The sequence below is a fragment of the Bifidobacterium ruminantium DSM 6489 genome, assembly GCF_000770925.1.
GTDB classification, from domain to species: domain Bacteria; phylum Actinomycetota; class Actinomycetes; order Actinomycetales; family Bifidobacteriaceae; genus Bifidobacterium; species Bifidobacterium ruminantium.
The window spans coordinates 1-12,527 of the sequence record NZ_JDTK01000004.1 but is presented as its reverse complement, the minus strand read 5'-3'; the positions used below and the strand labels follow the sequence as shown (position 1 = coordinate 12,527).

At 58.2% G+C, this 12,527-nt stretch carries 8 protein-coding genes; 3 read left to right on the top strand and 5 right to left on the bottom strand.

Features of this window, described 5'->3' with window-relative positions; genetic code table 11:
* Positions 1-10: 10 nt before the first annotated feature.
* The 3 genes from OU26_RS02865 to OU26_RS02855 all read left to right on the top strand — a co-directional run bounded on the left by OU26_RS02865 (position 11) and on the right by OU26_RS02855 (position 3,446).
* The gene (locus OU26_RS02865; protein ID WP_026645769.1) at positions 11-748 is read left to right on the top strand and encodes an ABC transporter ATP-binding protein; all 738 of its coding nucleotides are present in this window, start codon (positions 11-13) and stop codon (positions 746-748) included.
* Positions 745-1,533 carry an ABC transporter permease gene (locus tag OU26_RS02860; protein ID WP_026645768.1) on the top strand — a complete coding sequence of 263 codons (789 nt, stop codon included), beginning with the start codon at positions 745-747 and terminating at the stop codon, positions 1,531-1,533. Before OU26_RS02865 ends, OU26_RS02860 begins: the two co-directional genes overlap by 4 nt.
* 74 nt (positions 1,534-1,607) lie before the next feature.
* Entirely contained in the window at positions 1,608-3,446 is a 1,839-nt protein-coding gene (locus OU26_RS02855) for an AMP-dependent synthetase/ligase (RefSeq protein ID WP_026645767.1), read from the top strand.
* Between the two features lie 109 nt (positions 3,447-3,555).
* Here OU26_RS02855 and OU26_RS02850 read toward each other — a convergent pair whose 3' ends face one another.
* The 5 genes from OU26_RS02850 to OU26_RS02830 all read right to left on the bottom strand — a co-directional run bounded on the left by OU26_RS02850 (position 3,556) and on the right by OU26_RS02830 (position 12,414).
* Positions 3,556-5,715, bottom strand: coding sequence for a DEAD/DEAH box helicase (locus OU26_RS02850; RefSeq protein ID WP_420312301.1), 2,160 nt, complete (start codon positions 5,713-5,715; stop codon positions 3,556-3,558).
* A gap of 242 nt (positions 5,716-5,957) precedes the next feature.
* On the bottom strand, positions 5,958-7,247 hold the full coding sequence (locus tag OU26_RS02845; protein WP_026645765.1) for a uracil-xanthine permease family protein: 1,290 nt from the start codon (positions 7,245-7,247) through the stop codon (positions 5,958-5,960).
* Positions 7,248-7,417: 170 nt separating this feature from the next.
* Positions 7,418-8,230 carry a histidine phosphatase family protein gene (locus OU26_RS02840; RefSeq protein ID WP_026645764.1) on the bottom strand — a complete coding sequence of 271 codons (813 nt, stop codon included), beginning with the start codon at positions 8,228-8,230 and terminating at the stop codon, positions 7,418-7,420.
* A 223-nt stretch (positions 8,231-8,453) separates the two neighbouring features.
* Positions 8,454-9,200, bottom strand: a complete 747-nt coding sequence (locus tag OU26_RS02835; RefSeq protein WP_026645763.1) for a helix-turn-helix domain-containing protein — start codon at positions 9,198-9,200, stop codon at positions 8,454-8,456.
* Positions 9,201-9,228: 28 nt separating this feature from the next.
* Positions 9,229-12,414, bottom strand: coding sequence for a type I restriction endonuclease subunit R, EcoR124 family (locus OU26_RS02830; protein WP_026645762.1), 3,186 nt, complete (start codon positions 12,412-12,414; stop codon positions 9,229-9,231).
* Positions 12,415-12,527 lie beyond the last annotated feature (113 nt).

Below are 12,527 nucleotides of genomic sequence, written 5' to 3'. Positions count from 1 at the left end.
GGTTTTAACCATGACACATTTATTCGAAGCCTCGAACGTGCGTTGTTCGATCATGGTAGACGGCGAGCGCCGTACTATTTTCTCCGGACTGTCGTTCGACATCGATGCAGGTGAGATCGTGGATCTGGTGGGACCGTCGGGCGTCGGGAAAAGCTCATTGCTCACCGCCTTCGCACGGCTCAATCCTCGCGCGGATGGCGAGTACCGTCTTTCAGGCCGTTCCGTCGACGATTTCACACCGCAGCAGTGGCGCGCACAGGTCGCGTATCTGCCGCAGAATCCGGTGCTGCTCGGCGAAACCGTGGCACAGGCGATTCGGCTTCCATTCACGCTTGCCGTACGGCAGCCGTCGAAATCAGGTCCACGCAAGACATCCTCCAACGATGTTCTGCCAGACTCCAGAATTCGAAAGACGCTGGATGACATGGGATGCGGGGACGTCGATCTGGATCGTCCGCCGCATGATCTGTCGGGCGGCCAAGCGGCAAGGGTGAGTCTTGCACGGACGCTGCTGACGAATCCCAAGGTGCTGCTCGCCGATGAGGTGGATGCCGGGTTGGATGACGAGAACGCCGAGAAGGTGGCGTCGATTCTTGCCAAAGCGGCCGCGGACGGCATGGCGATCGTCCGCATCCGGCACCGGCAGCCGGATGGACGCGCGTCACGTATCATGCGTCTTTCCGACGGCACGCTCACGCAAGTCAAAACCAATGCCGGCAACGACGATTCGGAAGGGAGTGTGGCATGAACGGCAATTACTATGCGATCGACATCTGGGGTCTCATCGCGGCACTCGTCATGGTGGCCATCGCCGCCGGCATATCCGAAGTCATGCGTATGGGCATCGGCCGCACACTGCTGTGGTCGGCCTGCCGCGCGCTGCTGCAGTTGTGTGCGATGGGCTTCATCATGGAATACGTCATACGTTCGGGTAACCCTTGGCTGGTGCTGCTGCTCGTGGCGTTCATGCTCATCGCGGCCGTGCAAATCACCCTCTCCCGTGCGAAGGGCGTGCCGAAAGGCCTTGCCGGTCCAGTGTTTCTGAGCCTGGTCGTGACCATGCTCATCATGATCTCATTGGTCACGGAACTCATCATCCGGCCGCAACCATGGTATGCGCCACAGCTGGTGGTGCCACTGACCGGCATGCTGCTGGGCAACACCGTCTCGGCTCTTGCCGTGGGACTGAGTCGGTTCTTCGAAAGCATGCGGGAGCGCCGTGACGAAGTGGACACACTGCTTGCCTTGGGAGCCACCACATGGGAGGCCTCTCGTCCAAGCGTCGTCTCATCCATTCGTCTGGGTCTTATGCCCACTACCGCGTCGCTCGCCTCAGCCGGAATCGTGACGGTGCCGGGCATGATGGCTGGTCAGATCATCGCCGGAGGAAATCCCGTCGACGCGGCGAAATACCAGTTCATGGTCCTCGCAAGCATCGCGGCGCTCACCTTGATCGCCGACAGCATCATCATGCTGATCGTCTACAAACGCTGTTTCACCGCGATTGACCAGTATCGTCCGATGGAACAGTAGCGCCGGACACGCGTCCTTCGAACCTTCCGCCATTCCCTGATTTGGTGACGAGTGGCGAGCGTACAGTGGCGGGTATGGTAGAACAAGCAGAAACCATCATCTCCAAGCAATATACGACGCCGTTGAAGCAGCCGATCGATCAGGACATCAACCTGTTCGACTTCCTCGACCGGCGCGCTACTTCGAATCCGAACGGTTCGATGGTCGAGTACAAGGAGGACGACGGCACATGGCATTCCTTCAGCGCGGAGGAGTTCCGCCGGAAGGTCATCGACATCGCCAAGGGACTGATCGGCTGGGGTGTGCGCAAAGGCGAGGGCGTGGCCATCATCGCGCACACCAGCTGGCAGTGGACGGCTTTGGATATGGCCATCATGGCTGTCGGAGCCCTCACCGTCCCTGTGTATGAGACGAATTCCGCCACGCAGATTCGCACCATCTTCAACAATTCCAATGTGGTGCTCGCCGTCGCCGAAGACGACGCGCAACGCGACAAGGTCGAATCGATCCGTCATGAGGCGCCTACGCTCCGTGATGTGCTCATGTTCGACGCCGACGCACTGGACACCATCATCGAATTCGGCAAAGGTGTCTCCGACGAGGAGTTCTGGAACCGTAAGAACGCCACCCACGGCGACGACCTTGCGACCATCGTCTACACCTCCGGCTCCACGGGAGCCCCGAAGGGCATCGAAATCTCGCATGGCAACATGGCGTATCTGTGCGAATCGGCGAAACAGTATATGCCACGGGCCTGCAATATCCCCAATCGCCGTCTGTTGCTGTTCCTGCCGTTGTCCCATGTGTTCGCGCGCTTCATGGCGCTGCTGAGCTTCGCCGGCACGCTCCAGCTGGGTCTCAGCGGCAATATGAAGACCATCGTGAAGGATTTCGAATCCTTCGGCCCGACTCTGCTGCTGGCGGTCCCCCGCGTGTTCGAAAAGGTGTACAACGCCGCTTCGCAGCGCGCAGGCGGCGGTTTGGCGGGCAAACTGTTCGTCCGCGCCACGAAGACGGCGAAGGACTGGTCCCGGGCCCAGCAGGAGGGACGCAAACCGTCGGTGTCGACCCGCGTGGCCCACGCGTTCTACGAGCGCATCGTCTATCGGAAGATCCGCACCATCTTCGGCCCCAATGCCGACTTCGCCATCACCGGTGGCGCTCCGATGGACCCTGAGCTTTCGCATTTCTTCAATGGCATCGGCATGCCACTGCTTGAGGGCTACGGCATGACCGAAACCTGCGGTCCGGTCTGCGTGAGCCTGCCGGAGAACAACCGCATCGGCACCATAGGACAGCCTTTGTGCGGCGTGACCGCCGGAATCGCCGATGATGGGGAACTGTGCGTCAAGGGCGGCAGCGTATGCATGGGATACCACAACAATCCCGATATCACCGCCCAGCAGATCACCGACGGGTGGCTGCACACCGGCGATCTGGGCGATATCGACGAGGATGGATTCGTGTATATCACCGGCCGAAAGAAGGATCTGATCATCACCGCCGGCGGCAAGAATGTCTCCCCCGGCCAGCTCGAGGCATCCGTCATGACCTCCCCGGTCGTCGATCAGTGTCTGGTGATCGGCGACCGCAAACCATTCGTGGCGGCATTAGTGACACTTGACCTCGCCGACGCGAACACCTGGCTGAAGGCGCGCGGAGCGGAACCAGCCGAATCGCTGTCGGATCTGGCCGCGAATCCGATCGTCCACGCCGAAGTGGAACGTGCGGTCAATCAGGCGAACGAAAACGTCTCCCGAGCCGAATCGATCCGTAAATTCGAAATCCTGCCGGACCGCTTCACCCAAGAGAACGGCATGCTCACCGCGAGTCTCAAGACACGCAGGGCGCAAATCGTAGCCCACTACCGCACGCTGATCGACACCGTGATCTATACGCCGAAGAAGAAGTAGTCCCAGTTTCGGTAGTCCCGGTTTCGCGGATAACAGACGAAAGGGGTGGCTCGTCACATCGGATCTACGATGTGACAAGCCACCCCTTTCGTTATACGGAGGTCAACGCTCAGCGTGTGCGGAAGGGCGCCTTGCGGATGTTCGCGTGGCGACGGTACGACCTGCCCTGACGCTCGCCGGAATGCTTGTCGTGGCGCTCGCCATGGCCACCGCGACGGCCGGAATCGTCGTGATTGCCGTATTTGGCTTCCATACGGCGATCATGACGCTTCGCGTCCTCACCACGTTCGTCCTGAATCACGCGGATCGGCTTGCGATGAATGCGCTTACCCCCTGCCTGGCGGTCATCACGTCCCGCACGTCCACTACGGGAGGATCGGCGATCGTCTTCGAAACGACGTTCGCTGCGCGCTTCGGCCTTGCGCTGCTTCTTAGTGGGCGCCCCCTGCTTTTTGGAGAACTGTTTTTCGTTATCCTTGCCGCGCTGGCCGGAACGATCTTCGGAACGATGCCGCCGATCGTCGGATTCGCGTTGCATGGCCGCTTCGGTACGCTGCTGCTCATGCAATCGCGCATACTTTTCGCGACGCTTGTCGTTGCGCTTCTCCTCGTGCCTCTCGCGCTTCTCCTCCTGAATTTCAGGATGCTCCCAACGATGCTCGCGAGCCTCGTATTCGCGGTTGTCACGACCTTCGAACTTAGCTGCGCGGCGTTCGGCACGGTTCTGCTTCGGTTCGAAACGCTGTTCACGTTCCTCGCGATCGCGTCCCTTACGATCGTCGCGGTTCTTACGTTCGGACTTGAACGGCTTGCCGCCCTTGTCCTTGCCCCGGTCCTTGTTGCGCCCGCCGGAACGGTTGGCGTGTCCGGAACGTTCGCCGCCTTCCGCGGAACCGTTGCCTCCCTTGCCATTCTTTCTACGACGGGGATTTCCGGCCGGCTGGGACTGCTCGAGTGTCCATCCGAATCGCGGTTCGGCCGGTTCACCCACCAATTCCAACACTTCCGGGGAGTCGTGGGTCACTTCGATCGGTTTAATCTTCAATCCCGCCTCATGCAACATGCGACGGGTGCGGCGGCGCTGGTTGGGCAGCACGATGGTCACCACATCTCCGGAATGACCGGCACGGGCGGTTCGTCCGGAACGGTGCAGGAAGGATATCGGATCCTCAGGAGGCTCCACCTGGACCACCAGTTCCACTCCCGAAACATCAATGCCACGGGCTGCCACATCAGTAGCGACCATGACGTTCACATCTCCGGACTCAAAAGCCGCAAGATTGCGGTCACGCTGGTTCTGGCTCAGATTGCCGTGCAACTCGGCGGCTGGAATGCCGTTCTTCGTCAGATCCTTGGCGAGCTTCTGCGTCTGGAATTTGGTGCGGGTGAACAGAATGCGACGCCCCTTGCCGGATGCGAGGGTACGCACCAACTCATGCCGATCGCCCTGCGTGGTCTCGAACACATGATGGGTCATCTCGTCGACCGCGGCCGTGGCGGAGTCGACGCTGTGCACCTTCGGATCGGTGAGGAACGTGTTCACGACCTCGTCCACACCGTGATCGAGCGTGGCGGAGAACAGCATGATCTGAGCATCGAACGACACCTGCCCCAGCAGCCGCTTGACCGGCGGCAGGAAGCCCATGTCGGCCATCTCGTCAGCCTCGTCGATGACGGCGACCTCGACCTTCTCCAACGTCAGCGCATGCTGCTCGAGCAAATCCTCGAGACGTCCAGGACATGCGACCACGATGTCGGCGCCGGCCCGCAGATCGCGGATCTGACGGGCATAGCGCACGCCACCGTACACCGTGGTGGTGGTCATACCGTAGATCTGGGCGAGCGGCATCAGCACATCGTTGATCTGGTTGGCCAGCTCACGAGTCGGCGCCAGAACCAGGCCGCGGGGATGCGGCAGGAAATCATCGGCGCGACGCTCCTCGGCATGGCCTTTGCGCACCTGCTCCACCTCATGGCGGAACTGGCTCATGTTCTCATAGTCGTCGGCGTCCACCTCGCCCAGACGGGCGACCAGCGGAATCGAGAACGCCAAGGTCTTGCCGGAGCCTGTACGGCCACGGCCAAGGACGTCGCGTCCAGCCAGGGAATCGGGAAGCGTGTCGGCCTGGATCGGGAAAGCGGTTTTCTTGCCGTCGGCCGCGAGCACGCGGACCAGCGGACCGGGAACACCAAGTTCGGCGAACGTCAGTGGACGTTCCTCCTCGCCGGTCTCATCGAAATCGGAGGCGAGGGCATCTTCATTTTCAATAACAGCGGTATCGGGCACAATGGCCTTTCATGTCAAACATTGCGCACGTTGCGCAAACCTATTAACAATAGCCCACACCCGATACTTTCTTGGTATGGGAGGGTGGAGGAATTCGCCGATCCGAATCGCCGCATGCCATCATTCATGCGATATGTGGATGCAGCAGATACGGCGAAGCGCCCGTCGGCTGCTTGTCGACGGGCGCTTCGTGGTCCATTTGGACTGTCTGGACGCGTCTTGCGTCACAGTATGTCCGGATCATCCTTGGCGATGGTGCCGGTCGCCTTGCCGATGGCCTTGAGGCCGTGGTAGGCGACAAGAATCACGACGGTGCCGATGGCGATGCCGTTGAACGAGATGCCGTTGATGGCGAACTCGAACTGGCCGATGGCGATGATCATGGTGATGGCGGCCACCATGACGTTGACCGGCTTGTCGAAGTTGACCTTGTTCTCGACCCAGATGCGGATGCCGACCATGCCGATCATGCCGTACAGCAGGGTGGTCACGCCACCGAGCACGCCGGCAGGAATGGTGTTGATAATGGCGCCGAACTTCGGGCACAGCGACAGGATCAGTGCAAACGCGGCGGCGCACCAGTATGCCGCGGTGGAATACACCTTGGTGGCAGCCATCACGCCGATGTTCTCGCCATAAGTGGTGGTGCCGGAACCTCCGCCGAAGCCGGCGATGGTGGTGCCGAGACCGTCGGCGAACAGCGCGGTGCCGATCTGGTCGTCATAGTCGCGACCGGTCATCTGGGAGACGGACTTGACGTGGCCGACATTCTCGGCGACGAGCACGAGCACCACCGGGATGAACATCGGCAGGATGGTGAAGTCCACCTGCGGCAGGCGGAATTCCGGCAGACCGATCCACGCGGCCTTGCCGATGGCGGAGAAGTCGACCTGTCCGCGGAAGCATGCGTACGCGTAACCGATGATCACGCCGATGAGGATGTTGAGGCGGCCGAGCAGGCCCTTGAACAGCACCGCGACAAGCAGCACCGCGACGAGGGTGATGATGGCAGTGTCGGGCGCCACCTTGAAGTTGTTCCAGACGCTCGGAGCCAGATTGAAGCCGATGATGGCCACGATGGCGCCGTTGACGACCGGCGGCATGATGATGTCGATCCATTTGGCGCCCGCATAGTGCACCAGCACGCCGATCAGGGCCAGCAGGATGCCGGTGACCATGATGCCGAAGGACGCGACCTCAAGACCCTTGTGGGCGCTGGCCACGGCGGCGATCGGCGCAATGAAGCCGAAGGACGAACCTAAGTAGCTCGGCAGCACGTTCTTGTTGATCAGCAGGAACAGCGCGGTCGACATGGCCGTGAAGAACAGGGTGGTGGACGGATCGAAACCGGTCAGAATCGGCACCAGGAAGGTGGCACCGAACATGGCGATGACGTGCTGCGCGCCGATTTCCGCGGTGCGCGGCCAGGTCAGACGTTCATCCGGCTCGACGACCTCGCCGGGCTTCAGCGTTTTGCCGTCACCGTGGAGCTTCCACGTGAACAGGCCCGCGATTGGATTGGACATGTGATTGTCTCCTAACTCTCTCACGGCACGAAATACAACGGTCGTGCCGTACAATCACACGCCATTGTAATGGCACCGCAGATACGAGAGGCCTCAACGCAAGTAGGGGGCACCAATCGCAAGCAGACAAGACAGATGAATCGTATATCCGTGGTATGTCACAGGTGACGGTCAACGGCGTGCACCACGTCCACCAGATCGCCGTTCGACAGAACGGGACGTTTGAATTCACGCCATTCGTCCACTTTCACCACCCAACGGCCATCCGTCTCGTCAAGCACCGGACGCGCCGTCTGCTCCCAACGGAACCGCTTATGTGTACGCCCGGTTGCCGGATCGCGACGCGAATAATGGAAGCATGTGCAGTTGGTGATCTTCCATTCGTCAGCGGCGGCGCGATGCATGAATTCCTCGTCAGACAGGTCCTCCAACGTGAGCATGAGCGCCAGCATGAGGTCGCCGTGGCTGACCATCACCACGGATTCGGCGTCCGATTTGCGGTTCAGCGACGTGAGCAGGTTATGCACGCGGTTCTCGGCCACGTCGGCGATGGACTCGCCCGCCGGCGGACGCCAGTACAGCGGATCGGTGTTTTTGAACATCCAATTGCGCGCGTAGTTGGTTTTGAAATCGTCCTTCGTGATGGTGTTGATCTCACCCCAAGAACGTTCGCGCAGCACGCGCGTCTCCTCCCATTTCGCCTTCGGCAGGGCCATCGTGGCCGCCGTCTCACGCGTGCGCACGTACGGCGAGACGAGGTAGCGGTCGAACAACGGCTGCTGTGAGACCAGCCAGCGGCCGATGCAGTCCGCCTGCTTGCGGCCGGTGGCCGTAAGCCTCCACGAACGGTCGGGCACGGTGACGTTGTCCTGCGTGAACAATGAATTATCGCCTTGTTCGCCGGCGCTGATGATGACGTTCGCCTCCGACTCGCCATGTCGGATCACATACAGATCAAGGGGCATTCCCATATTCGTTTATTCCTTCGCTTTCATCCACATCCTGCGCGCACGTTCCTTGTTCCGCCGTTCATTCGGCCGGTGGCGCGCATCATCATTGAATGCTTCCACCGTAGCTGATTCGCGCGTGTTTCACACGCGCAGACACGTCGATTTCACGATTGGCACACCCGAATTTCGCGGTGCCGTCACCGGCGGTTCACCGCAACCGGCGTGGTAGACGCCGTGATCGCAATCACTCCGGCCAGATGCCGTTCTGTGAATACTTGGCACGGTACGCCCCGGGTGTCATGCCGGAATGTTTTTTGAACACTTTCGAAAAGTGGCTTTGCGACCGGTATGCGAGGATTTGGGCGATTTCGTCGAAGCTGTATTCCGAGTATTTGAGCATGTTCTCGGCGGCTTCCATGCGCTTGTCGGTGATGTATTGCGATATTGCCATGCCCGTTTCGCGTTTGAACAGTTCCGACAGGTATGTGGGATTCAGGTGCACATGCTCGGCAAGGATCGGCACGGTGATCTTCTCATGCAGATGGTAGTGGATGTAGTCCATGCATTCGTTGACGGCTTTGGAATGTGTTTCCGCCTTCTGCATGTCGGCCATGGCCCATGTGAAGAAAGTCATCATGTCGGTGTGCAGTCGGCGCACGTCTTCCGGGGTCTTGCAATTGTCAAGATCTTGAATGTACAGATCGGAGGCGTTGTATGCGTCTTCCTCGTCCATGCCACCTTCAATGGCGAAACGCGTGGCCAAGGTAATGGTGGTGACGAAACGGTATTTCGCGTTTTTCAGAGGATCGTCCGACAGATGGCCGTATAGTCCGGAATCCCACAGTTTCGCGCTTTCCGAAATGGCATTGATGTCACCGGAGCGCATCATGTCATACTGCTTCATTTCCTCAACGTAGCGATGGTGGCGTACCCGATCCTCACGTGAAAGAAAGTCCAGATACCCCAGTTTTGCTTCGTCAACAACCGACATGATTCTCCCCCTGTTTTACTGCCGTCCGCTATTTACGATCGTCCAGATCGAATCCTCCTTCAAGGATAAAGCTTTTCAGCAACTTGGTGGCGAGAAGATTCGCAGTGAATTGGGTGACAGAGCTATCCGGCTTGCTGAAAAACGCCTTTGCCAAAGGCTTGTTGATGGACGCTTTCAACTGGTCGAACCGACCAAATTCATTCAGTGTCGCTTCGGTAAGATCAAGCCGCATCATCTCGTTGAGCAAAGCTCCATCCACGCCAAACGCCTTGGTGATCTTCTCCACTTGGCTGTTCTTGGCGTTGTTAGCATAATACGTAATGTAGTCGCGCAGCGTCTTGCCTTCCTCCAACTCGATTTCACCACGTTCCACATCATGCATGAACAGTTCGGCGTACCGTTGTTCCTCTTGGCTGAGCGAAGCGAACGACTTATGCAATTCCTCCTCAGCTGATGCCAACAGGTCTGGATCTCCTCCACCAAGCGCCTTGAGCCATTTGGTGAAGTTGGCGTTCATGTAATCCGTATCAATCAATCCCGTGTCGATTTCGGTGATATGCCCATCAAGATCGTATGGAGCCTCAGGACCCTCACTATGGCCTTCGCCATCTCCAGCAAACAACTCCTTGTATCGCTGTACAAGAATCATATATGTGCGTTCATCGAGTTCCGGCCGCACAACCTCCACCGAACCATCGTCATGGGTGACGGAGTATTCCCGCTGCTGCCATGTAAATCCTTGTACTTTGGCGGCTTCAAGAAAATCATTGAGTTCCGAGAACAGCTTCGCGAACTTCCGGCATGCTTCCACGGACTCCGGCAGCTTCATGAAATCCTCCACGCCTTCGGCGCGAAACACGGAAGCGATCTCTTCGAAACGCGCATCCATCAGCCGCACGTTTTCCGGCAGTTTCTGCACGAACAGATCAAGTGGCTTGTCTCCGGAATACAGTTTCACCGCCGCTTCGATATACCCTTTCATGGTATGCGGCTTGCGGTAGTAGCGTATCGTTCCGAAGGGCTTATCAGGGCCGAACAGTCGGTTCGTGCGGCTAAACGCCTGGATAATGTTCTCGTAGTCGATGATTTTGTCGAGATACAGCGTGTTGACCCACTTGGAATCGAAGCCCGTCAGCATCTGGTCGACCACGATCAGCAGATCAATCCGCTCCTCACGATGCTGGTCGACGGTCAGGTACGGTCGTTTGTGGGAAAGTCTCGCCGTGATGTCCTTCTTCATCTTCGGCCATGTGGGGATGATGAAATCCTTGCCGAACAGTTCGTTGTAATCGCCGATGATCTCCTGAAGCGCGTCCCCTTTGAGAATCGCGCCGTTGGAGTTATCGACATTGGGGTCGAACAGCGCGGTCACATGCATCTGCGGCGCACGCTCCTTGAACAAGCGGTAATAGCTGATCGCCTCGGGAATGGAACTCGTGGCCAGCATCGCATGGAATTTGTTGCCTCTGCTCAGCAATGGGAATTGGTCGAGAATGTCCTCCACGACCTTGTCCTCATGCGGTGTGCCTTGCGCATACTGCGCTGAGGCCAGATAGTCCTCAATACCCTTGATATGTTCTCCTGCCTGCGTTTCCATGGGTCCCATCGGCATTTGCTTCGGGTCCATGTAATGGTAGAACACTTCGGATTTCGCCGGGTCTGACTGGGCTTCCTCAACCGTTGCCGCTTTCGCCTTCTGCAACGCGACAGCCTGACGAACATCCTTGTCTCGGTAGGTCAACACCATGTATGGATCGAATCCGAGCACATTGCCATCGCGGATGCCGTCGGCGATGCTGTATCGGTGAAGGCAATCGCCGAACACCATTGATGTGGTCGCGCCCTTCTTACGGTTCTCCTCATGAATCGGAGTGCCCGTGAAACCGAAATACAATGCGTTCGGGAAGGAATGGCGAATATCCTGCAGCATTTCGCCGAACGTGGAACGATGGCATTCGTCAATGATGAATACGATGCGTTTGCCGGCGAGCTTCCTCACTTCCCCTTCGGTGATATGCCCCTCGCCCGCTTTGATGTTGCTCATTTTCTGGATGGAGGTGACGATGAGTGTGTCTTTGGGGTCGATGCTTGCCAGTTTCGATTTGAGCACATCCGTGTTTTCCGTGCCCTGCACATCATCGGCATCATCCGCGAACGACCGGTATTCCAGCAGCGACTGCGTGCCCAATTCGACACGGTCCATGAGAAAGACCACCTTGTCGGCATCTTTCGAGCCAGCGATGAGCTGCGCAGCCTTGAAGCTGGTCATGGTTTTGCCCGAGCCAGTGGTGTGCCACACATAACCGCCCGGACGGCCCGGCGTGCCGCTTGGCACCGGCTCATCCCATTTGCAGGTGCGTACACGGTCGGAAATGGCGTTCACCGCCTGGTATTGGTAGCTGCGTAGCACTTTGAGGCATCCGTCTGCGGAATCGGCGACCGTATAGAACCCGATGAGCTGGTGTGCCATGGGAATGGATAGCAGATCAGATGTGAAACGCTTCCATTCATCCTGCCCGACATGGTTGTTCGCCGCTATGGGCTCATTGTTGAAGTCAGCCCAGTGGAAGAAGTAGTTGCTGTTGAAGTCGCCTTCGCCGGGATTGGCGAAGTACACGGCATCATCCGGATTCATGGCCACGAAGACCTGCACGAGTCGGAACAGCCCGGTGAACACGCCTTCATGCGCGTATTTGGCGATTTGATTGGTGGCCTGGCTTACGGGAATGCCGCTTTTCTTCAGTTCAATATGGATGACCGGCATTCCGTTGATAAGCAGGCAAACGTCTCCCCTGCGATCGTTCAGCATCTTATTTTTAGCTGGATAAATAGGCTGTCTTGCAATCTGGTACCGGCTTTGCCCAGCGGCGATTTCCTGGCGATCATAGATTTTCAGGCTGATTTCCTTGCCGAAATGTGCCGGATCTGCTGGATTATCACGTTTGATGGATACGGTTTTACCATTAATGAAGGAGTTCAGCGCCAATGGTGTGCGCAATGTTTCGATTTGTTCGAGGATCTGCGCCATCTCGCCTTTGGTAAGACGCTGCCCATTCAATCGATCGATGCCTTTGTTGTTGTCGAACAGGATGTTGGCCCAATTGCTGATAAGGTCCTGTTCGGTTGGATATTCCAACACGCCATCGGTCCATCCATGGCGCTTCAGCACCGCAACCAAGTCATCCTCGAAATCCGATTCCATGTTGTAGAACACGTTCTGCCTCCCCGAATGCACCGTCACTTTCTGAGCCCAATCTTACGAGCGCAACCCCTAACATCCAAGAAGCAACACCACAATACTTACGCTGATGAAGGGTGATGAGCGAG

What these genes read in the sequence shown, in the direction of transcription:
- OU26_RS02860 (WP_026645768.1), top strand. Translation starts at nt 745, where the DNA reads ATGAACGGCAATTACTATGCGATCGACATCTGGGGTCTCATCGCGGCA.
- OU26_RS02855 (WP_026645767.1), top strand. Translation starts at nt 1,608, where the DNA reads ATGGTAGAACAAGCAGAAACCATCATCTCCAAGCAATATACGACGCCG.
- OU26_RS02840 (WP_026645764.1), bottom strand. Translation starts at nt 8,230, where the DNA reads ATGGGAATGCCCCTTGATCTGTATGTGATCCGACATGGCGAGTCGGAG.
- OU26_RS02835 (WP_026645763.1), bottom strand. Translation starts at nt 9,200, where the DNA reads ATGTCGGTTGTTGACGAAGCAAAACTGGGGTATCTGGACTTTCTTTCA.
- OU26_RS02865 (WP_026645769.1), top strand. Translation starts at nt 11, where the DNA reads ATGACACATTTATTCGAAGCCTCGAACGTGCGTTGTTCGATCATGGTA.